The following is a 21,428-nucleotide window of genomic DNA, read 5'->3' on the forward strand; positions in this document are numbered from 1 at the left end:
CGCTTTGTCATGGCACGCTCACCACAGTGCTCGTGAGGGTAGAAAGGTCTGGACCAACCGTCAAGAGGTCCAGACCGGTGTGCGGCCGTAGCCCTAGATCCCCAACTCCTGTGCCAGCACGGCCGCTTGGAGCCGACTGCGCAGCTCCAGCTTCCCGAGCAACCTGCTGACGTGCGTCTTCGCCGTCGACTCGGCCATCTCCAGGCGTTCGGCGATCTCCGCATTCGACAGGCCCTCGCCCAGAGCGCTCAGTACCTCCCGCTCCCGCCGCGTCAGGGAGGCCACGGCCGCCGTCGTCTCCGGCGGCACCGACGCCCGCGCCGGACGCGGCGCCGCGAACTCGGCGATCAGCCGCCTGGTCACCGACGGGGCGATCAGGCCCTCCCCGCGCGCCACGGTCCGTACCGCCCCGATCAGCTCCGCGGCCTCCGCGTTCTTCAGGAGGAAGCCCGCGGCTCCCGCCCGCAGCGCCCCGAAGACGTACTCGTCGAGGTCGAAGGTGGTCAGCACCAGCACGTCGGCCAGTCCTTCCGCGACCACCTCGCGGGTCGCGGACACCCCGTCGAGCTTCGGCATCTGCACGTCCATGAGGACGAGATCCGGCCGCAGCTCGCGCGCGAGCCGCACGGCCTCCTCCCCGTCGGCCGCCTCGCCGACCACCTCGATGCCGGCCGCGCTGCGCAGGATGAGCACCAGCCCCGCCCGTACCGCGCTCTGGTCCTCCGCAACCACCACCGTGATGGTCATGCCTCCACCGCCTTCTCATCCGCGGGCAGTGCCGCCCGCACCCGCCACACCCGGCCGGCCCGGCCGGCCGTGAACTCCCCGCCCAGCAGCTCCGCCCGCTCCCGCATGCCGATCAGCCCGGCACCGGAGCCGGGCGCGCGCGGACCGGGCCGTTCCCCGTACGGGGAGTCCACCGTCACGGTCAGCAGCCCGGCCGCGCGGCCCACGCGGACCGTGACCGTGCCCGGGGCGGCGTGCTTGAGGGCATTGGTCAGCGACTCCTGCAGGATCCGGTACGCGGCCAGCTCCACCGGGGCCGGCGTCGGCTCCCCGGGCGGCCGTTCGTCGTGCAGTACGAAGTCCAGCCCGCTCGCCGAGCCGTTGGTCCGGGCCTGTCCCACCAGGGCGTCCAGACCGTCCAGCGTGGGTACGGCGACCGGCTCGCGCTCCGCCCCGGCGTCCCGCAGCAGCCCGATCAGCCGGCGCATCTCGGCCAGGCCCTGGACGCTGTTCTCGCGGATCACCCCGAGGGCGTCACGACTGGTCTCGGCCCGGTCGATGGAGAGCGCGGCGGTGGAGTGGATGGCGATGGCGGAGAGGTGGTTGGCCACCATGTCGTGCAGCTCCCGGGCCATCCGGGCGCGCTCGGCGACGACCGCCTGCGTACGGTCCATTTCGGCCAGCAGCGCGGTCTGCTCGGCGCGCAGCCGGGCCGCCACCGCGGCCTCCCGGTGGTTGCGCAGGGTGGCGCCGGTCAGTGCCGGACCGAAACTGACGAGGCCGGTGACCACGCCGATCAGCAGCGCTTCGGGCGTGCGCAGCCAGGCCAGGGCGGCGATGGTGACGGCCACGGTGATCAGGCCGGTGCTGACCGGGAGCCGCCGGGCCGTGGCGGGTTTCCCGTAGACGACGGCGGCGTACATCAGGTCGGTGAAGATCAGGACGGTCGCGAGGCTGCCGACCGTGAACTCGTTGGCGATCACGCAGAGAGTGCCGACGGCCAGGGCGGCCGCGGGCCTGGAGCGGCGCAGCAGCTCCATCGCGCCGACGATCACGAGGGGAACCAGGGCGGCCCAGGCGGGCAGGAAGTGCCGGCCGGCGCTGCTGTAGACGCCCAGCGACCACATCGCCAGGCCCGCGAGCACGCCGACCACGGCGAGCAGGACGTCGTGGCGGTGGGGGCGCAGGCTCTTCTCGGTCACGGTCCCATCCAACACGGTGGGCGGGGCGCGGGCCTCGGTACCCAGGGGGACGTCGACTACATCGAAGGATGCAGTGGTCTTTCGTCAGCGACGACGACGAACGGGGCCGGACCGGGCGGGAGTCTGGAGGAGAACCGAAGACGTCCGGAAACGAATGGAACGGAGAGCGCCGTGCTCGTCGCGCTGATCATCACCTGCGAGGTCGCCTTCTGGGTGCTGCTGGCCGGCGGGCTGGCCCTGCGCTACCTCGCGAACATGCCCAGGCTGGGCGCCGCCGTGCTGCTGTGCGAGCCGCTGCTGGAGCTGGTCCTGCTGGTCGTCACCACCCTCGACCTGAAGAACGGCGGAGAGCCGAGCTGGACCCACGGCCTGGCCGCGCTCTACATCGGCTACACGGTGGGCTACGGCCACTACACCGTGAAATGGCTCGACCGGCACGCCGCCCACCGCTTCGGCGGCGGCCCGAAGCCGCCCGGGCCCACGTACGGCAAGGCGCGGGCCGTCCACGAGTGGAAGCTGTGGACCCGGACCCTGGCCGCCGCCGCCGTCGCGATCGGGCTGCTCCAGGCCGCGATCTGGTACGTCGGCGACGCGGGCGACACGAGCGCGCTCCACGCCTGGCAGTTCGCGGCCCTGCGGGTGCTCGGGATCCAGGCCCTCATCGCCGCGACCTACTCGATCTGGCCGAGGAAGGCCCCGGCGGGCGACGTCGCGGCAGAGCCGAGGACCTAGTGCCGTGACCGGAGGGGTTGCCCGGAGGGGTCCTCCGGGCAAACCCCTCCGGTCACAGCACTAGCGGTCGCCGCCCGGCACCCACAGCACGTCGCCGACCTCCTTGTTGGCCGTACGGGCCAGGATGAACAGGAGGTCGGAGAGGCGGTTCAGGTAGGTGGCGGTCAGCGGGTTCATGACCTCGCCGTGCACCTCCAGCGCCGCCCACGTCGAGCGCTCGGCACGCCGGACGACGGTGCAGGCCTGGTGCAGCAGGGCCGCGCCCGGGGTGCCGCCGGGGAGGATGAAGCTGCGCAGCTTCTCCAGATGCTCGTTGAAGGAGTCGCAGTCCGCCTCCAGCTTGTCCACGTAGAACTGCTCCACCCGCAGCGGCGGGTACTGCGGGTTCTCGACCACCGGGGTGCACAGGTCCGCGCCGACGTCGAACAGGTCGTTCTGCACCCGGACCAGGACCTTCACCACGTCCTGCGGCAGGCCTCCGAGGGCGATCGCCGTCCCGATGGCCGCGTTGGCCTCGTTGGCGTCGGCGTACGCGGAGATCCGCAGATCGGTCTTGGCCGTGCGGCTCATGTCGCCCAGGGCGGTCGTGCCCTTGTCGCCGGTACGGGTGTAGATGCGCGTGAGGTTCACCATGCGGCCAGGGTAGTGACGCCCGCCGGAACACCGCACGCGGAGGCGCCCGTGAGCCCGGTACCCCGTCCGCGGGCGGCCCGAAAGGGGCCCGGGAGGGCGGAGAGGTGACGGTTTGACCGACATGTGCGGAACCGGTCAGCCGGCCGAACCGGCCCAGCGGGTCGACGTCCTGGCGGGCTTGCCGGACCGCACCACACAGGGGACCCCGCGCGCCTGACGCATCGCGGATGCACCCCGCCCGGTACCGGTACCACTGCGCCGAGCCGGACGGACGGGCGCGGCTCCGGGAGGCCACCCGCGCCGTCCGGGCGGGCCGTGTCCGGGACCCGCTCCCACGGAGCCCCCTCGCGCGAGCACTTGACCCGTACGCGCACGAGGACGTCCACGGCCCCCACGCCCGCCCGGCGGACGGCCCTCGACCCCGGGCCCGGCCACACCGGCACGGAGGCGCGCGAGGCCGGGCGACTGCCGTCGATCGAGGAGTGGTTGGGCGAACCGGCGGACTACTGAGCCGTACCGGTGTGATGTCCGTCATCTGAGACGTGACGCGTGTTACTTCGCGGTCACACCGCACCGCCCGGACGCTAGTCTCCGCCGGAGGGGCCAGGAGTCCGGGCCGTTTCGAGGCCGGGCCGTATCAAGAACGTGGGGTGTGCAGTGGCTGGGAAGCTTGCCGTCATCGGTGCCGGACTGATGGGTTCCGGTATCGCCCAGGTCTCCGCTCAGGCGGGCTGGGACGTCGTACTGCGCGATGTCACCGACGCCGCGCTGACGCGCGGCACGGACGGGATCAAGGCCTCGTACGACAAGTTCGTCTCCAAGGGCAAGCTGACCGCAGAGGACGCCGAGGCGGCCCTCGCGCGCATCACGACGACCACCGACCTGGACGCGGTCGCCGACGTCGACATCGTGGTCGAGGCGGTCTTCGAGAAGATCGAGATCAAGCACGAGATCTTCCGCGCCCTGGACAAGATCGTGCGCGAGGACACCATCCTGGCCTCCAACACCTCGGCCATCCCGATCACCAAGATCGCGGCCGCGACGGAGCGTCCGGAGCGGGTCGTCGGCGCGCACTTCTTCTCGCCCGTCCCGATGATGCAGCTCTGCGAGCTCGTCCGCGGTTACAAGACGAGCGACGAAACCCTCGCCACCACCCGGGCGTTCGCCGAGTCCGTCGGCAAGACCTGCATCGTCGTCAACCGTGACGTCGCCGGTTTCGTGACGACCCGTCTGATCTCCGCCCTGGTCGTCGAGGCCGCCAAGTTGTACGAGTCGGGCGTGGCCTCCGCCGAGGACATCGACATCGCGTGCAAGCTGGGCTTCGGGCACGCGATGGGCCCGCTGGCCACCGCGGACCTCACGGGCGTCGACATCCTGCTGCACGCCACCAGCAACATCTACACCGAGTCCCAGGACGAGAAGTTCGCGCCGCCGGAGCTGATGCGCCGGATGGTGGACGCCGGGGACATCGGCCGCAAGAGCGGGCAGGGCTTCTACAAGCACTGAGGCCGCGCCACCGAGCACCACCGTTCGAATGCCTTCACCCCTCCGGGTGAATTAGGTATCGGTTCGCTCACGGTCGGCAACTTCCCTGCCCGCGAGGCAGTCAGTTGCAGTGAGAGTTGCCGACCACGGACCAGTCGGACCATACGTACGCGTACTGCTGGGAGTACACATGCACATCAGGGGCGACCACGCCGAACTCGCTGTCGGGGGCCGCCTCGACGTGCGCAGCGCGGCGGACGCCCGTACGGTCCTCCACTCCGCCCTCGACGACGGCCACGGCGACCTCGTGCTCGACCTCACCGGGCTCGACTCCTGGGACGCGACCGGCCTCGGCGTGATCATGGGTGCGCACCGCAGGGCCGGCCGGACCGGACGGCGCCTCGTCCTGCGCGGGGTGCCGCCGCAGATGCAGCGGCTGCTCGTGGCCACCCGCCTGCACCGGATCCTCGCGATCGAGGGCGGACTGGAAGCGGAGTCCCTGCCCAGGGTGTGAACACAGTGTTCCGTTTTCCTGCGGAAACGTAACGGTCCGGTGGTGATGGCACCCCCGCGGTTCCCCGCAGGACCGGCCACGGTCTAGGGTTCGGGCGGAAACCGGACCAGTAGCGACAGCGGCGTGTACGAAGGCCGGGTGGTACGACGGCGAGGCGCACGGCGCGATCGGGGGACTTGGTCATGGACCGCATACAGGGGCAGGCCGATCCGGAGGAGCCCTCCGGAGGTGCCGCGGCGCTGCCCGCGCCCGTAGCGCCCGCCCGGGTGGTCACCCTGACCGCGGGGGACTTCGTCCTCACCGTCAACCCGGTCGACGGCAGCGAGATCGAACCGCTCCGGCCCGGCACGGGGGCGGGCCGCCCCGCCAAGCGCGACGCGGCCGCCCGCGCCGCCCGGGACGCCGCCGCACAGCCGCCCGTGCTCCCCGGGGCTCCCGTGTCCGCCCGTCCCCTGCGGGCGCGCGAGGAGGAGCTGGAGCGCCTCGTACGACTGCTCGGCCGGGGGCGGTCCGTACGCCTGACCGGGCCCGCCGGATCGGGCCGCAGCGCGCTGCTCGACGCGGTCGCCGCCCAGTGCGCCGGCCTCGCCCCCGACGGGGTCGTACGGCTCTGCGGCCACGGACACCAGCAGCCCGCCGAGCTGCTCCACACGCTCTACGCGACCGTGTACGAGGCCTCGGACGCGCGGCCCGACCGGATCGAGCTCCTCGCGCGCGTGCGCGACATCGGCGCCGTCGTCCTCCTCGACGACCTGGAGCTGGGCGGGGCCGCCCTCGACGAGCTGATGCGCGCCACCCCCGAATGCGCCTACCTGCTGGCTGCGACCCCCGACACCCGGGGCCCCTCCGACGACCCGCACATCGAAGAGGTCCTCCTCGGCGGGCTCGGGAAGGACGCATGCCTGGAACTGCTGGAGGCGGGCGTCGGCCGCCCGCTGACGGAGGCGGAGACCGCCTGGGCGGCCGACCTCCGGTTCGCCTCCGAGGGGCTCCCGCTGCGCTTCGTACAGGCCGCCGCGCTGCTGCGGCAGCGGGACGAGATCAACCACACCGACGAGGTGGACGACGAGGAGGAGCCGGGCGTCTTCGAGGAGCGTCCGCGCGACACCGTCGAGGTGCCGCTGCCGACGCTGGCCGAGGGCGCCGCTCCGGCGGAGCTGCTGGCCTCGCGGGTCAGTGAGTCGGCCCGTGCGGCCCTGCGGATCGCCTGCGCCCTGGGCGGCGAACTGCCGCACCACGCGCACCTGCCCGCACTGGTGGGGGACACCCACGCCGACTCGGCGGTGGCGGAACTGCTCGGCTGCGGACTGCTGACCCGGGTCGGCCCGCGCTACCGGCTGGCCGCCGGGGTCGCGCGGCAGCTGGAGGAGGTCGGGTACGGGGACACCGCGGCCGAGGAGGCCCGTACGGCCGCCCGGCACTACGCCTGGTGGACCGGCCACACCTCGGTGGACCCGCGGCGCGTCGCGGCCGAGGCGGACGCGGTCCTCGCCGCGCTCGGCGGCGCGGACGTGGTGGCGGCCGTACTGCTGGCGCGCACGGCGGCTCCGGCCTTCGCCGCCTCGCTGCACTGGGAGGCCTGGGACCGGGTGCTGCGCGCGGGGGCCGAGGCCGCGCGCAAGGCGGGCGAGGTCGCCGAGCAGGCCTACTTCCACCACGAACTCGGTGTGCTCGCGCTGTGCGAGGGACGCCTGGACCGGGCGCGGGCCGAACTGGAGACCTCGATCGGGCTGCGCGGCGCGCTGGCCGACAAGCGGGGCACGGTCGCGGGCCGGCGGGCGCTGGCGCTGGTCGTGGACCGGGAGGCCGCGGAGGTGACGGTGTCGCCGCCGCTGCGGCTGGAGCCGCCCGCCATCGCACCCGCCATCGCGCCTGCCGTCGCACCGGTCGCCTCGTCGGCAGCCACGCCGGCCGCGGGCGTCACGGCGCCGGCCCTGCCCAAGGGTTCCGGGGCTTCGGAGGCCGTCACGGTCCGCGCGCCCCTGGCCCGTACGGCGGCCGGGTCCGCTGCGGCCGGAGCCCGGCCGGTGGCCCCCGAGGCGGTGACGCGGGTGGCCCCGGTGGTGCCCGTGACCCGGCGCCAGGAGCCGCCCACGACGCTGTCGGAGGTGTTCGAGGACGCCTTCCCGCTGTCGCCGAAGCCCGCCCGCGTCCCCGCCGCGGCCCCCGCGCCCCCGGCCGGACCCGCTGCGGACTCCGGGCGCCGGCGCCGGGCGCTGCTGGCCGGGGCGGGCGCGCTCGCCGTGGTCGCGCTGGGCACGGTGGTGAGCCTCGCGCTGGCCTCCTCGGACACCGAGCAGCCCGCGCAGGGCCCGGCGGTGTCGACCAGCCCGACGCGGACGGTCCAGCCGTCGGCGCCGGGACCCAGCAAGAACGATTCTCCTGCGGAGCCGTCCGACCCGGCGGTGAACCCGCCGTCGCAGCCCACCACCCCGGGCGAGACCGCCGGCGCCCCCGCCCCGGGTCGGACCCCCTCCCGGACGCCGTCGCGCCGCCCGCAGTCGACCGCGCCGCAGCCCCCGGCCTCGTCGTCGGCCCCCGTGCCGCCCACCTCCGCCGGGCCGACCCCGTCCGACTCGCCCTCGGCGTCGGCCGTTCCGTCGCCGTCGGCCTCCGCCACGACGGGAACGGCCACCGCCACGGCCACCGGCACGGGCACCGCGACCGGCCCGGGCACGGACACCGTCCAGTGAACGACGACGGCTCCGTCCTCGTGGACGGAGCCGTCGTGACGGGAAGGGCCGGAGGTCAGAACAGGCGGAGCTTGTCGTCCTCGATGCCGCGCATCGCGTTGTAGTCGAGGACCACGCAGTCCATCCCGCGGTCCGTCGCCAGCACCTTGGCCTGCGGCTTGATCTCCTGCGCCGCGAAGACGCCCCGTACCGGGGCCAGGTGCGGGTCGCGGTTGAGCAGCTCCAGATAGCGGGTCAGCTGCTCGACGCCGTCGATCTCGCCGCGCCGCTTGATCTCCACGGCCACCGTCGCCCCGGAGGCGTCCCGGCACAGGATGTCCACCGGCCCGATCGCCGTCATGTACTCGCGCCGGATCAGGGTGTAGCCCTCGCCCAGCGTCTCGATGCGGTCCGCGAGGAGCTCCTGGAGGTGTGCTTCCACGCCGTCCTTGATCAGCCCGGGGTCGATGCCGAGCTCGTGGGAGGAGTCGTGCAGGACTTCCTCCATCGTGATGATGAGCTTCTCACCCGCCTTGTTGACGACGGTCCACACGCCGGCCTCGTCACCGCTCCCCTCTTTGAGGGTGCACGGGGGCGACATCCAGTTGAGCGGTTTGTACGCCCGGTCGTCCGCGTGGATCGAGACACTGCCGTCGGCCTTCACGAGGATCAGACGGGGTGCCGAGGGCAGGTGGGCGGTGAGCCGGCCCGCGTAGTCGACGGAGCAGCGGGCAATGACGAGACGCATGGTCGGCAACGCTACTCGACCGACGGGGCTCCACGCGATTCGCCCCCGAAAGCCCCCTTCGCCGATGGCGCGTTGTATGCGCATTCTCCTGGTGCGTCACCCATGGGACGCCTACCGTGGTGAGCGGGAGGTTGCCGAGCGTGTACGCAGCGTCGCGGCCTCCTTCCCTGCCCGTAAGACCCCGGCAACCAGTCCGCCGGGGTCGCGAGAGGAGAACCCATGTCGCTCGACGTCTCACCGGCCCTACTCGAACAGGCCGAGCGAGGCGAGGTCGACGAAGCCGCATTCGTCGACTGCGTCCGGACCTCCCTGCCCTACGCATGGGAGATGATCAGCTCGTTGGTGGCCCAGCTGAAGGTCGACGGCGGACAGTTCGCCGACAACCAGACGCCGCCGCCCGACGAGCAGGCGCGGGGGCAGCTGCTGCGTGCCCTCGCGAGTGACGCGATACGCGGGGCGCTGCAGCGGCACTTCGGGGTGCGCCTGGCGTTCCAGAACTGCCACCGGGTGGCGGTGTTCCCGCTGGATGCCTCGGTGGACGACCGGCTGGCCAAGTTCACTTCGATCCGCGGCCAGCTGCTCAACCAGTCGCCCGAACTGCGGGACTGCTAGAAGCACGGGGCAGATCTCAGCCGAGGCGGGGCAGGACTTCGGCGCCGAGGCGCCGTACGTTCTCCTCCGTCGCGGCGAGATCGCCCGACCCCTCCGTCAGCAGTGCGAAGCGCGTGATGCCGGTCCGCTCGGAGGTGGCCGCCAGCCGGTCCGCCGCCAGGGCCGGCGTGCCCACCGGGTGCAGGTCGCACAGCAGCTCCGTGTACGCGACCGGGTCGCGCATCGCGCGCGCCCGGCCGTCCACCGTCACATGGGCGTCCAGGCCCTGCCTGAGCCAGCCCGGCATCGCCTTCAGCAGCGACTCGCGGGCGTCCGCCGCACGGTCCGCCAGCTGGCACACCCCGGCGGAGACATGGTCCGCTCCCGCCACGTACTCCCGGGAATGACCCGCCGCCAGCGCCGCGTCGCGCCAGAGCCCGACCATCCCGGCCTTGTCCTCGTCTCCGCAGTGCATGCCCAGCAGCATCGGCAGCCCCCGCTGCGCGGCCAGCCGGACCGATGCGGGGGAGGTGCAGGCCACGATGACCTCCGGGCCCGGCCCCTCCACGTCCAGCGCCTCCGACGGGCGCGGTACGACGGCCACCTCGCGGAAGCGGTACCGCTCGCCGACGGCCCCCACCCGCGCCTCCGTCAGCCAGCGCCGCAGCAGGTCCAGGGCTTCCGGGAAGCCGTTCTCGTACGAGTCCAGGCCGCCGCCGAAGACCTCCAGGTCGACCCACGGTCCGCCGCGGCCCACCCCGAGGCTGAACCGCCCGCCCGAGGTCAGGTGCAGCAGCGCCGCCTGCTCGCCGAGGGTCACCGGGTGCGTGCTCGGCAGCACGCTGACCGCCGTGCCCACCCGCAGCCGCCGGGTCCGGCCCAGCAGCAGGGCCGCCAGCGTCACCGCCGAGGGGCAGACCCCGTACGGGACGAAGTGGTGCTCGGCGAGCCAGACCGAGTCGAGCCCGGACTCCTCGGCCACCTCGGCCGTGCGCACCGCCCGGTGCAGTGCTTCGCCCTGTCCCTGGCCCGGGAACTGGGCAGCCAGTACAAACGCTCCTACGCGCATCGCCTTTGTCCTCCTCGCGGCTGACGCGGTCTCCCCAGGCTGACCGGTTATTCCTATGGCAACAACGTCCGACACGTGCCAAAGGCACGGGCCGACGCGAAAGTTATTGGGATTGTCGGGCCATTCACCTTTGCGTGGCCGGCTTCCCGTAGCCACCCTGCGGGTACCCGGCCTCGCTGCGCGTAGTCTGGGAGAAATCACTGCCGCCCGCCCATCCGTGAGGTATACGTGTCACCGCGCCACAACCGCCCCAAGGGCGGCGAGACTCCGGACGAACGCCCGAGCACCGGCCTCGACCGCTACGGGTTGGAGCGCACGGAGGAGTACCAGGGCGAGGAGTGGAAGGTCCGGCACGTCGCGGGCGCGAGCGCCGCGGGCAAGCGCTACCGCTGCCCGGGCTGCGACCAGGAGATCCCCTCGGGCACCCCGCACCTGGTGGCCTGGCCGGAGTACGGCGGCGTGGACGACCGGCGGCACTGGCACAAGGCCTGCTGGAACGCGAAGGACCGCCGCACCTCGAAGGTGCAGCGGTCCCGCAACGCGCCCCGCTACTGAGCGCCCGTCACACGTCCCGGCGGCCGACCACCACGTACGAGGCGGCCACGGCGCCGCCCGCCACCAGCAGGATGAGCGTCATGTGCGCGAGGCTGCCGGGCATCGGGGTCGTCTCCGAGCCGGTGTCCGACATGCCGAACAGCTGCATCAGCGCCACCGGGGCGTTGTACTGGAGGATCAGCTGGCCCACCGGGGTCGACGCCTCCCAGGCGGTGAGCATCCCGCCCGCCACCGGCGGCAGCGTGACGACGCCGAGCATCACCGCGATCGCCCCGGCGGAATGCCGCACCAGCGCGCCGACGGCGAGCGCGAGCACGCCGAGCAGGGTGACGTAGAGGATGCCCTTCAGCGCGCCGAACCACTCACCGGCCGCGTGCGGTCCGGCGGCGGCGCCGTCGTGCACGAGCGCCGCGGCCAGCCCGACCAGGAAGACCGACCCGGCGGTGACGAGGAACGACGTGGCGCCGAAGACGAGGTACTTCGCGGTGAGCACCCGGTGCCGCTCCGGGGCCGCGGTGAAGGTGGTCCGCACCAGTCCGGTGGCGTGCTCCGAGGTGATCGTCAGGACGCCGAGGACGATCACCGCGAGCTGCCCGATCAGCAGGCCGAAGAGGGCGGGCGTGGTGAAGGAGATGCCCGCGTAGTCCACGTCCCGGGTCTGTACGACGAAGAGCAGCCCGGCGCCGACGACGGTCAGCACGAGCGAGCCGAGCGTCCACAGGGTGGAGCGGACCGAGACCATCTTGGTCCACTCCGAGGCGAGGGCGTGTCCCAGGTGCGGCCGCGGTGTCGGCAGCGGCGAGCTGTAGCTCTTGGGCCGGTCCGCGGTCGTCGACGGGTTCATCGGGCTTCCTCGGGGTTGTTCTGGGCGGCCCGGGCGAGCTCGCCGGGACTGTCCGGCATCAGGAAGGGCCGGCCGCCGGCTCCGGGCGGCGGGGGCGCGAAGAAGCCCGTCCGCGGGATCTCCGGTGCGGGCGCCTCCTCCTCCCAGGCCGGGACGGTCAGCGGCTCCGGCTCCCACAGCTCGGCCCGCGGGTCGTCGGTGGAGGTGTACTCCAGGGAGGACTGGGTCATCCGCATGTACGCCTCCTCCAGCGAGGCCCGGTGCGGCGAGAGCTCCCACAGCCGTACGCCGGCCTGGTGCGCGAGGTCGGAGATACGGGGGAGTTCCAGCCCCGTCACGCGCAGTGCTCCGTCGGGCTCCTGGAGGACCCGGCCGCCCGCCTCGGCGAGGGCCGCACCCAGCGTGTCCCGGCCATCGGGATCAGTGTCGGCCGCACGCACCCGAGCGAATCCGGCCGAGTTGTGCGTGATGAACTCCTGGGTGCCCATGTCGGCCAGCAGCCGCCCCCGGCCGATCACGATCAGGTGGTCGGCGGTCAGTGCCATCTCGCTCATCAGGTGCGAGGAGACGAGGACGGTACGCCCCTCGGCGGCCAGCCGGCGCATGAGGTTGCGGACCCAGAGGATCCCCTCGGGGTCCAGCCCGTTGACCGGCTCGTCGAACAGGAGCACCTGGGGGTCCCCGAGCAGGGCGGTGGCGATGCCGAGCCGCTGGCCCATGCCGAGCGAGAAGCCCTTCGTGCGCTGGCGGGCGACGTCCTGGAGGCCGACCACGGCCAGTACCTCGTCCACCCGCTTCGCGGGGATCCCGGAGAGCTGGGCGATCGAGAGCAGGTGGGTACGGGCCCGGCGGCCGCCGTGCACGGCCTTGGCGTCGAGCAGGGCCCCGACGTGCCGCTGGGCGTTCGGCAGCTCACGGTAGGGGCGGCCATTGATCGTGACATGACCGGAGGTGGGCCGGTCGAGGCCGACGATCATGCGCATGGTGGTGGATTTCCCGGAGCCGTTGGGCCCCAGGAAACCGGTGACGTGACCCGGCCTGACCTGGAAGGACAGCTGGTCGACGGCGGTCTTGGCGCCGTAGCGCTTGGTCAGGCCGACTGCCTCGATCATCTTGCTGCCCCTTACCAGGCCGGGACGACTTTCGCCCGCGTAAGGGTTAAGAGGATATCCAGTCTCCTACGGTTCCGTCCCGGGCCGGATCCCTGAGCTGCCCCTGAGACCGACCCGGGGATGTCCCGTAGTACGTCAGGCGTCCCTCTTCTTGAGGACGAGGTAGCCGCCGATCACCGCGGCGAGCGCCCACAGCGCCATGATCCCGAGACCGCCCCACGGCCCGTAGGGCACGTCCGAGCTGCTCGGAGACGCCGACACGGTCTGCATGATCGCGGAGCCGGCCTGGTTCGGCAGGTAGTAGGCGATCTTGCGGGTGGCGTCGACGACGCTCAGGACGATGGGCAGGACCACGATGAAGGTGATCAGGATCGCGATCGACGCGGCTGTGTTCCGCAGCATCATCGACGCGCCGATGGCGAACAGTGCGAGCAGCGCCATGTACAGGCCGACGCCGATCACCGCGCGCAGTACGTTCTCCCCGCCCAGCCCGATGCCGTGGTCGCCGAGGAGGGCCTGCCCGAGGAAGAAGGACACGAAGCCCGTGGCCAGGCCTACCACGAGGGTCAGGCCGGTCGCCACGGAGACCTTGCCGAGCAGCAGGTTGGCGCGGCGGGGCACGGCTGCGAGGGAGGTGCGGATCATGCCGGTGCTGTACTCGCTGCCGACCACCATCGCCCCGAAGATGAGGATTCCCACCTGGCCGAAGAGCATCCCGGAGAAGCTCATCTGGGTGGCGTCGAAGGTGAACTGCTGTTCCTTGGGCAAATCGTTGAAGGTCGCGTTGACCACGGCGCACAGTCCGGCGCCCATGGCGACGGTGACCAGCAACGCGGTGGTGAGGGTCCAGCTCGTGGAGGCGACGGTGCGGATCTTGGTCCACTCGGACTTGAGGACGGCGGAGAAGGCCATGCTCACTCACCGCCCTTGCGCGTCGCCTCGTAGCCGGCGCCCCAGCCGGGAACGCCGGCGGGCCGGGAGGGATCGCCGACGGCCATGCCCGCGGGCACGGGCGCGCCCGGTGCGTGGGCGTGGTACTCGACGGAGTCCGCCGTCATGCGCATGAACGCTTCCTCCAGTGAAGCCCGTTGCGGGCTGAGTTCGTGCAGCACGATCTGGTGCTGGGCGGCCAGCTCGCCGAGCCGCTCCGGGCCCACGCCGTCGATCTCCAGCGCGCCGGTGGCGGGCACGCTGACGGCGTTGATCCCCGCGTCGTGCAGGACGTCCTTGAGCCGCTCCTGCTGGGGCGAGCGCAGCCGGACGTAACTGCGTGAGTTCTGGTGGATGAAATCGGCCATCGACAGGTCTGCCAGCAGCTTTCCCTGGCCGATGACGATCAAATGGTCGGCCGTGAGGGCCATTTCGCTCATGAGGTGGGAGGAGACGAAGATCGTTCTTCCCTCCGCCGCCAGTCCCTTCATGAGATTCCTGATCCAGAGAATTCCCTCCGGGTCCAGACCATTGACGGGTTCGTCGAACATCAGGATTCGGGGATCACCGAGCAGCGCGGAGGCGATTCCCAGCCGCTGGCCCATGCCCAGCGAAAATCCTTTCGACTTCTTCTTCGCGACGGCCGTCAGGCCGACCAGGTCCAGTACCTCGGCGACCCGGCGTTCGGGGATCCGGTTCGACTGGGCCAGGCAGAGAAGGTTGTTGTATGCAGTTCGGCCACCGTTCATCGCTTTCGCGTCAAGCAGCGCCCCGATGTACTTCAGCGGCTCCGGCAGATCCCGGTAGTGCTTCCCGTCGATCCGGACCGTACCGCTGGTCGGGTTGTCGAGGTCGAGCATCATGCGCATGGTCGTGGACTTCCCCGCCCCGTTGGGGCCGAGGAAGCCGGTCACCACCCCCGGTTTGACCTGGAAGCTGAGGTTGTCCACGGCGGTCTTCGCGCCGAATCGTTTCGTAAGGCCCTCAAGCTCGATCATGCAGGCCACGCTAGAACGCCGAAGGGCCGTACGCCACCTCCGAAAGGTGACGCACGGCCCTGCTTCGGTCGTGAAACGGGCAAACGGGACCGCCCGGTAAACCGCGACGCGGGGGTCAGCGGCTCTGCTGCGCCGGGACCCCGCGCGAGACCGGCTCGTCGTCGACGATCGGGTTGGCCGCCGCGACGGCGGCACCGGTCAGCGTCGCCAGCATCTCGCGGACGTTGGTCAGCTGCGCGTTGATGGAGTCGCGGCGGTTGGTGAGCGCCGCCAGCTCGCGCTCGGACTCGCTGCGGATACGGTCCGCCTTGGCGTTGGCGTCGGCCACGATGTCCTCGGCCTGGCGCTGCGCGGTCTCCACGGTCTGACGGGCACGCCGCTCGGCGTCCGTACGCAGCTTCTCGGCCTCGAGACGCAGCTGCTCGGCGCGGTGCTCGATCTCCGCGAGACGCTTCTCGGCCTTGGCCTGACGCGAGGCCAGGTCGCGCTCGGACTGCTCGCGGCGCTTGGCCAGGTTGGTCTCGAAGTCCGCGGCGGCCTGGGCGGCCTTGGCGCGGGTCTCCTCGAACAGGGCGTCGGCCTCCTCGCGCTTGGAGGCCGCGTCCTTCTGGGCCTCGGCGCGCAGGGTGGAGGCGTCGCCCTTGGCCTTCTCGACGATACGGACGCCCTCGTCCTCCGCCTTCGACTTGCGGTCGGCGGCGAACGACTCGGCGTCGTTGCGCACCTGCTGGGCAGCCGACTCGGCCAGCTCACGGTGCTGCTCGGCCGCGCGACGGGCCTCCTCGCGCAGGTCCTTCGCCTCCTCCTCGGCCAGGCGCAGGATCTTCTCGACCCGGGCGCCGAGGCCGGCGTACGACGGCTCAGCGTCGCTCACCTGGGCCTGGGCGTTCTGCGTTTCGAGGTGCAGCTCCTCGATCCGCTTTTCCAGAGAGTTGATACGTCCAAGGGCGCTGTCGCGGTCGGAGACCAGCTTGGTAATGCGGTCGTCCACCTGACCGCGGTCGTAACCACGCCGCACGAGCTCGAAGCCGAAGGGGGAGGAAGTGTCGCTCATGGGGTTCCTGTCGAATGAGACCGATGAGGTGCTACGTGAGGTGTTAAGGGGAATCCTAGGCGCCAGGACGGCGTGTCATCGAGTCAATCCGCGATTGATCTGGACAATGACACCCCTTTTGAGTGGCAAGACCACAGAATGCTTGTCACTCGTTCGACTGAACCTTCATCAGGAACACACATCCCGCGCGCCGGCTACCCCTCCGACGACTTGCCACCCGAACGAGTGGACCCCGCAGCAGCTCCGGCCTTCACGCCCCCCGCACCCTGGCCGCCGACCGCCGGCTTTCCGCCGCCCGAAGGCGCCTCGAATGATTCCAACGCCTCGAGAACGTCCTGGACACGGGAGATCTCCGCCTGGATGTCCTCGCGCCGGCGCACCAGCACCTCCAGCTCACGGCGCCCCTCGTCGACGAGCCGCTCGGCCTCCGCCTTCGCCTCCGCGAGGGCCCGCTCGGCCTCGCGGGCCAGTTCGGCCTTCTTCTGCTCGGCCTCCTTCAGGAGCGCCTCGGCCTTGCGCACCGCCGCGATGCGCACCTTGCTCGCCTCGCTGCTCGCGTCCGACACCAGCTCCTTGGCCTTCGCCTCGGCCTCGACGCTCTGCTCGGTCGCCGCCCGCACCAGCTTGTCCACGCGCTCGCCGGCCGACTTCATCTGCTCGGCCGACTCCCGGCGGGCCCGCTCGTGCAGCTCCTCGACCTCCGCCTCGACGCGGCCGCGCAGCTCCTCGGCCCGCTCCCTTATGGCCGACGCGTCCGTCCGCGCCCCGACCAGGAGCTCGTCCGCGTCCGTACGGGCCTTCTCCACCAGGGAGTTGCCCTCCACGGTCGCCTCCGAGGCGATCCGCGCGGCCTCCTTGCGCGCCGCGTCGACCATCGCGTCGGCCTGCTCCTCGGCGGCCGTGGTGGCGGCCAGCGCCTGCTTGCCCGCGTCGGCGGTGAGCTTGTCGGCCTCCGCCGCGGCCTCGGTGATGAGCCGGTCGACCTGCTCCGCGGCCTCGCTGCGGCGCTTGTTGGCCTCCTCGCGGGCCTCGTCCAGCAGCCGCTCGGACTCCGCACGGGCCTCCGTACGGACACGCTCGGCCTCGGTCGCCGCCTCCGCCTTGACCCGCTCGGCCTCCGAACGGGTACGCGTCGCGTGCTCCTGCGCCGAGGACAGCGCCTCCGACGCCTCCGCGCGCAGCCGTTCGGCCTCGCTCGCGGCCTCGCCGACCGTGCGCTCGTTCGCCTTGCGGGTCTCGGCGGTGAGCTTGTCCGCCTCCGCCGCCGCCTCGGTGATGAGCCGGTCCGCCTGCTCGGCCGCCTCGGTCCGCAGCCGGTTCGCCTCGGCGCGCGCCTCGTCCAGCGTCTGCTCGGACTCCCGCTCGGCGCTCGCCAGGGTCTCGTTCGCCGCGGCCGTGACGCGGTCCGCTTCCGCGGTGGCCTCGCCGACGATCCGGCCGCCCTCCGCACGGGCGTCGTCCACGGTCCGCGCCGCCTCGGCGCGCAGCCGCTCCGCCTCCGCGGCGGCCTCGCCGACCGTGAGCTCGTTGGCCGCACGGGTCTCGTCGACCAGCCGGTCGCCCTCGGTACGGGCGTCGACCAGCACCCTCGCGGCGTCCCGCTCGGCCGCGGCCAGGGTGTCCGCCGCCTGCTTGGTGAGCCGTTCCGCCTTCGCCGTCGCCTCGCCAACCCTCTCGGCGTTCGCCGCCAGGGTCTCCTTGGTGAGCCGACCGGCCTCGGCGCGCGCCTCGTCCAGCGTGAGCGCCGCCTCCGCGCGGGTGGCCTCCGCCGCGGCCGCCGCCTCGGCGGTGATCCGCTCGGCCTCGGCGGTCGCCTCGCCGACCATGGCCTCGTTCGCCGCCAGGGTCTCCTCGGTGAGCCGCTCGGCTTCCGCCGTCGCCTCGGCGGCGATCCGGGCACCCTCGGCGCGCGACGCCTCCAGGGCCTCCGCCGCCTCGCCGCGGATGCGGTTCGCGTCGTCCCGGGCATCCGCCCGGGTACGGGCGGCGTCCCGCTCGGCCGCCGCCAGGGCGTCCGTGGCCTCGGTCCGCACCCGCTGCGCGTACTCGGCGGTGTCGCTGCGCAGTTGCTCCGCCTCGGCGATCGCGTCGCCGACCGTCCGCTCCGCGAGCGCCTTGGCCGCGTCCGTCTCGGCGCGCGCCTCGCTGCGGATCCGGTTGGCGTCCTCGGTGGCCCGCTCCCGCTCCGCGTACGCGTCGCCGCGGACCCGCCCGGCCTCTTCCTCGGCCTCGGTCCGCGTGCGCTCCGCCGCGTGCTCGGCCGCGCTGCGCAGTCCGGCGACCTCCTCCTCGGCCTGCTCGTGCAGCCCGGCCACGGAGTCCCGGACCTGCTGGGCGGTGGCCTCCGCCGCCGCCACGACCTCGGACGCGCGCCGCTCGGCCTCCTCGGTCAGCCAGACCGCCTCGGCCTGCGCCTCCTCCGAGCGCTTGCGGGCCTGCGCCAGCAGTTCCTCGCTCTGCTCCCGGGCCTGGGCCCGCTCGTTCTCCGCGTCGGTCCGCGCCGACGCCAGGGTCTCCTCGGACTCCCGGCGGCGCCGGGCGGCCTCCTCCTGCGCGGCGGCCAGCGCCTCCGCGGCCTCTGCGGCGACCCGCTCGGCCGCCGCCTTCGCCTCGGCCCGCAGCCGGTCCGCGGTCTCCTGCGCCTCGGAGCGCACCCGCTCGGCCTCGGCCTCGGCCTCGCCGGTCAGCCGTACGGCTGCCTGCTCGGCCTCCGCGCGCACCCGGCCGGCGTCCTGCGCCGCGTCGTCGCGCAGCTGGTCGGCCTCGGCCTGCGACTGCGCCTGGAGGGTCCGGATCCGCTCCGCCGACTCGGCGCGCAGCCGGTCGGTCTCCTCGCCGGTCTCCCGGCGGATGTTCTCCGCGGCGACGCGGGCGTCGCGCAGCGTCTGCTCGGCCGTGCCCAGCCGGTTCTCGGCCTCCGTGTGGAGGCGTACGAGTTCCTCGTCGGCCTCGGCCCGCTTCGCGGCGAGGGCCTGCTCGGTCTCCGTGCGCCGGGCGACAGCCGCGGCGTCCGCCTCGGCCCGTACGGCCTCGGCCTGCTCCTCGGCGTCGGCGCGCAGCCGCTCCGCCTCGGCGCGGGTCCGCTCCAGGGTCTCCTCGGCCTGCCTGCGCAGGGTGGTGGCCCGCTCGACGGCCTCGGCGCGGACGCGCTCGCTCTCGGCGCTCGCCCCGCCGCGCAGTTCGTCCGCGTCCGCCTTGGCCTTGCCGAGGAGCTCCTCGGCCGTCCGGGCCGCCTCCTCGATCTGCTGGACCGCCTCGCGGCGGGCCTCGCCGCGGATCCGCTCGCCCTCGGCGACGGCCTCCGCACGCAACTGCTCGGCCTCGCCGCGCAGCCGCCGGGCCTCCTCCTGGAGTTCGACCGTACGGGCCCGGTACTCCTCGGTGTCGTCCTTCGCGGCGCCCTTGAGCTCATCGGCCGTGGCCGCCGCCTGCAGGCGCAGCCGATCGGCCTCCGCCTCGGCCTCGCGGCGGATCCGCTCGGCCTCCTCGGACGCGGCCCGGGTGGTGGCCCGGGCGTCCTCCGAGGCCTTGTTCAGCACGTCCTCCGCGGTGCGGGCGGCCTTCGCCAGCTGCGCCGCGGTGTCCTCGGCCGCCGCCGTACGGGCCTGCTCGCCGGCCTCGCTGCGCAGCCGCTCGGCCTCCGCGCGGGCGTCGGCCAGGGACTGCTCGGCCTCCGACTTGAGGGCCTCGGCCTCCTTGGTGGCCTCGCCGACCAGCCGGGCCACCTGCTCCTTGGCGGTGCGGGTGCGCTGCTCGTTGACGGACTCCGCCGACGCGAGCTGCCGGGCCGCGCTCTCCTTGGCCTCGGCGAGGAGCTTCTCGGCCGCGGAGCGGGCCTCACGCAGCGCGGCGTCGGCCTCCTGCACGCGCGACTCGGCGACCCGGCCGAGGTCAAGGGTCTGCTGACGGGTCTGCTCCGCCTCGGCGGAGGTGGTGGAACGCAGCCGCTCGGCGTGCTCGCTGGCCTCCTGGGCCTGCGAGGAGGCGGCGGTCAGCAGCCGCTCGGCCTCCTTGCGGGCGCGCAGCAGGGTGGCCTCGGCCTCCGCACGGGCGGTCTCCGCGTCGGCGGCCATCCGGCGCCGGGTCTCCTCGGCGACCCGGGCGGCCTCGGCACGGGCGGCGTTCAGGGACTGCTCGGCCTCGGCGCGGGACTCCTCCATGAGCCGGCGCGCCTGGGACTCCGTACGGGCGCGCAGCTGCTCGGCCCAGGCCACGTTCTCGTTGACGTGCGCCTCGACGGTCTGGCGGCGCTCGTTGAGCTCCTGGTCGAGGCGCTGGCGGCGGTTGACGGCCTCGGCGTGCAGTTCGGCCTGCAGGCGCGCCTGGTGCTCGGCGTGCTCCTGGAGGATGCGCTGGGTCTGGGCCCGGGCGTCGCGCAGCTCGCGTTCGGCGTCGGAGCGCATCTGGTCGGCCTGGATCTGGGCATTGCGGAGCAGCTGCTCCGCCTGGTACCCCATGTCCGCGCCGTCGTAGGCGGGGCGGGACGCCAGAGCTCGGCGTACCTCGTGGAGCTTGGCGCGCAGCACCTCGACCTGGTATCCCAGGTCCTCAGCGTGCTGGACGGCCTTCCCGCGCTCCTTCTTCAGCCGCTCCATCTCGGCCTCGAAGCGCGAGAGATGGTCGGCCTCGGCCTGATGGCTCTCCTGGCTTTCGTAGCCCCGCACAGCGCGGTCCCATCCGTCCCCTGGTCGCAAGCTCATTCCCAAATGAGCATCGCTCGCCCGCTGAACGACGCCCCCGGGTGAATGGTGTCAGATACCGGGGCAGGGATCACAGGCCCCGACCCCGTCTCCGCACCGAACCCCGGCCGAGCCATGGCCACTCTACCGGCCGGGGAATGGGGACATCAGTACGCTCTTGTCAGGACCCCGGGAGCTGACCTTGCGGCAATTGCCTCTTCGGGTCCACGGCGCGACGATTTGCGATGTTCGAATATATGTGTCCGGGTCGCAGCGTACCGTCGTTGACGTGAAGCCGTGGTGCAGGTCATCGACAGGCCGAACCGGGCCTCCCAGGAGCTCCCGCAGACGTCCGCGCACGCGCGCGGGCGGACGCGGACGGCACACCGCGGCCGGCGGTGTGCCGCAACGCGGGCCCGTCAGTGACCGGCGGTCGACTGCTCGGGGTTGGAGGTGACCAGTTCGGTGAGGACTCCGTGGCAGTCCTTGGGGTGCAGGAAGGTGATCGAGGAGCCCATGGAGCCGGTCCGGGGCTGGTCGTAGAGGACGCGGACGCCCTTGCCGCGGATGGCCTCCGAGTCGCCCTGGACGTCCTCGGTGCCAAAGGCGATGTGGTGGACCCCCTCGCCGTTCTTCGCCAGCCACTTGCCCACCGCGGAGTCCTCGCGGGTGGGCTCCAGCAGCTGGAGGTAGGAGGCGCCGCCGTCGGACGTCTCGTTGATCTTGAGCATGGCCTCGCGGACGCCCTGCTCCTCGTTGACCTCGGAGTGGAAGACCTCGAACCCGTAGGTGGCACGGTAGAACTCGACGGTCTTGTCCAGGTCGAAGCAGGCGATCCCGATGTGGTCGATCCTTGTCAGCATGGAACCAGTGCACTGCCGAGG

General features: G+C 72.7%; 19 protein-coding genes. 7 read left to right on the forward strand and 12 right to left on the reverse strand.

Going from position 1 to position 21,428, the window contains the following annotated elements; translation table 11 throughout:
- Window positions 1–93 precede the first annotated feature (93 nt).
- Together ACFCZ1_RS13760 and ACFCZ1_RS13765 are read right to left on the reverse strand one after the other, a co-directional pair.
- Window positions 94–747 carry a response regulator gene (locus ACFCZ1_RS13760; RefSeq protein WP_376678570.1) on the reverse strand — a complete coding sequence of 218 codons (654 nt, stop codon included), beginning with the start codon at window positions 745–747 and terminating at the stop codon, window positions 94–96.
- Window positions 744–1,928, reverse strand: a complete 1,185-nt coding sequence (locus ACFCZ1_RS13765) for a sensor histidine kinase (RefSeq protein WP_376678571.1) — start codon at window positions 1,926–1,928, stop codon at window positions 744–746. Before ACFCZ1_RS13765 ends, ACFCZ1_RS13760 begins: the two co-directional genes overlap by 4 nt.
- Before the next feature lie 171 nt (window positions 1,929–2,099).
- On the opposite strand from ACFCZ1_RS13765, the gene ACFCZ1_RS13770 reads away from it, so the two are divergent.
- Window positions 2,100–2,660 carry a hypothetical protein gene (locus ACFCZ1_RS13770; protein WP_376678572.1) on the forward strand — a complete coding sequence of 187 codons (561 nt, stop codon included), beginning with the start codon at window positions 2,100–2,102 and terminating at the stop codon, window positions 2,658–2,660.
- A 60-nt stretch (window positions 2,661–2,720) separates the two neighbouring features.
- Here the strand turns inward: ACFCZ1_RS13770 and ACFCZ1_RS13775 are convergent, their stop codons facing one another.
- The gene (locus ACFCZ1_RS13775; protein WP_376678573.1) at window positions 2,721–3,293 is read right to left on the reverse strand and encodes a cob(I)yrinic acid a,c-diamide adenosyltransferase; all 573 of its coding nucleotides are present in this window, start codon (window positions 3,291–3,293) and stop codon (window positions 2,721–2,723) included.
- A gap of 357 nt (window positions 3,294–3,650) precedes the next feature.
- Between ACFCZ1_RS13775 and ACFCZ1_RS13780 the strand changes: the two genes are divergently transcribed.
- From ACFCZ1_RS13780 to ACFCZ1_RS13795, 4 genes are all read left to right on the forward strand, one after another.
- A complete protein-coding gene (locus ACFCZ1_RS13780) occupies window positions 3,651–3,803 on the forward strand; it encodes a hypothetical protein (RefSeq protein ID WP_376678574.1) in 153 nt (50 codons plus the stop codon).
- A gap of 147 nt (window positions 3,804–3,950) precedes the next feature.
- Window positions 3,951–4,799 carry a 3-hydroxyacyl-CoA dehydrogenase family protein gene (locus ACFCZ1_RS13785; RefSeq protein WP_267032614.1) on the forward strand — a complete coding sequence of 283 codons (849 nt, stop codon included), beginning with the start codon at window positions 3,951–3,953 and terminating at the stop codon, window positions 4,797–4,799.
- A gap of 169 nt (window positions 4,800–4,968) precedes the next feature.
- Window positions 4,969–5,292 carry an STAS domain-containing protein gene (locus ACFCZ1_RS13790; protein ID WP_267717808.1) on the forward strand — a complete coding sequence of 108 codons (324 nt, stop codon included), beginning with the start codon at window positions 4,969–4,971 and terminating at the stop codon, window positions 5,290–5,292.
- A gap of 182 nt (window positions 5,293–5,474) precedes the next feature.
- A complete protein-coding gene (locus ACFCZ1_RS13795; RefSeq protein WP_376678575.1) occupies window positions 5,475–7,985 on the forward strand; it encodes an ATP-binding protein in 2,511 nt (836 codons plus the stop codon).
- A 55-nt stretch (window positions 7,986–8,040) separates the two neighbouring features.
- Here ACFCZ1_RS13795 and nucS read toward each other — a convergent pair whose 3' ends face one another.
- Window positions 8,041–8,712 (reverse strand): endonuclease NucS, encoded by a 672-nt coding sequence (nucS, locus tag ACFCZ1_RS13800; protein WP_376678576.1) that lies wholly within the window; start codon window positions 8,710–8,712, stop codon window positions 8,041–8,043.
- Between the two features lie 219 nt (window positions 8,713–8,931).
- Between nucS and ACFCZ1_RS13805 the strand changes: the two genes are divergently transcribed.
- On the forward strand, window positions 8,932–9,324 hold the full coding sequence (locus ACFCZ1_RS13805) for an SCO5389 family protein (RefSeq protein WP_328968488.1): 393 nt from the start codon (window positions 8,932–8,934) through the stop codon (window positions 9,322–9,324).
- Between the two features lie 16 nt (window positions 9,325–9,340).
- Here ACFCZ1_RS13805 and ACFCZ1_RS13810 read toward each other — a convergent pair whose 3' ends face one another.
- On the reverse strand, window positions 9,341–10,372 hold the full coding sequence (locus tag ACFCZ1_RS13810) for an LLM class flavin-dependent oxidoreductase (protein ID WP_376678577.1): 1,032 nt from the start codon (window positions 10,370–10,372) through the stop codon (window positions 9,341–9,343).
- Window positions 10,373–10,600: 228 nt separating this feature from the next.
- Between ACFCZ1_RS13810 and ACFCZ1_RS13815 the strand changes: the two genes are divergently transcribed.
- Window positions 10,601–10,927: an ATP/GTP-binding protein gene (locus ACFCZ1_RS13815; RefSeq protein WP_376678578.1), complete on the forward strand. Its 327-nt coding sequence runs from the start codon at window positions 10,601–10,603 to the stop codon at window positions 10,925–10,927.
- 7 nt (window positions 10,928–10,934) lie between these two features.
- On the opposite strand, the gene ACFCZ1_RS13820 is transcribed toward ACFCZ1_RS13815, so the two are convergent.
- The 7 genes from ACFCZ1_RS13820 to mce form a co-directional block, all read right to left on the reverse strand.
- The gene (locus ACFCZ1_RS13820; protein WP_376678579.1) at window positions 10,935–11,771 is read right to left on the reverse strand and encodes an ABC transporter permease; all 837 of its coding nucleotides are present in this window, start codon (window positions 11,769–11,771) and stop codon (window positions 10,935–10,937) included.
- On the reverse strand, window positions 11,768–12,883 hold the full coding sequence (locus ACFCZ1_RS13825; protein ID WP_376678580.1) for an ABC transporter ATP-binding protein: 1,116 nt from the start codon (window positions 12,881–12,883) through the stop codon (window positions 11,768–11,770). Before ACFCZ1_RS13825 ends, ACFCZ1_RS13820 begins: the two co-directional genes overlap by 4 nt.
- A 135-nt stretch (window positions 12,884–13,018) precedes the next feature.
- Complete coding sequence (locus ACFCZ1_RS13830; protein ID WP_376678581.1) at window positions 13,019–13,795, reverse strand: ABC transporter permease subunit; 777 nt, start codon at window positions 13,793–13,795, stop codon at window positions 13,019–13,021.
- Window positions 13,796–13,797: 2 nt separating this feature from the next.
- Window positions 13,798–14,811: an ABC transporter ATP-binding protein gene (locus ACFCZ1_RS13835; RefSeq protein ID WP_376678582.1), complete on the reverse strand. Its 1,014-nt coding sequence runs from the start codon at window positions 14,809–14,811 to the stop codon at window positions 13,798–13,800.
- Window positions 14,812–14,926: 115 nt separating this feature from the next.
- The gene (locus ACFCZ1_RS13840; protein WP_150259415.1) at window positions 14,927–15,865 is read right to left on the reverse strand and encodes a cellulose-binding protein; all 939 of its coding nucleotides are present in this window, start codon (window positions 15,863–15,865) and stop codon (window positions 14,927–14,929) included.
- A 194-nt stretch (window positions 15,866–16,059) separates the two neighbouring features.
- Window positions 16,060–20,529, reverse strand: coding sequence for a polarized growth protein Scy (gene scy, locus ACFCZ1_RS13845; protein ID WP_376678583.1), 4,470 nt, complete (start codon window positions 20,527–20,529; stop codon window positions 16,060–16,062).
- Window positions 20,530–20,963: 434 nt separating this feature from the next.
- Window positions 20,964–21,407, reverse strand: coding sequence for a methylmalonyl-CoA epimerase (gene mce / locus ACFCZ1_RS13850; RefSeq protein ID WP_376678584.1), 444 nt, complete (start codon window positions 21,405–21,407; stop codon window positions 20,964–20,966).
- Window positions 21,408–21,428 lie beyond the last annotated feature (21 nt).

This window comes from Streptomyces sp. NPDC056224 (assembly GCF_042267665.1).
Taxonomy (GTDB): domain Bacteria; phylum Actinomycetota; class Actinomycetes; order Streptomycetales; family Streptomycetaceae; genus Streptomyces.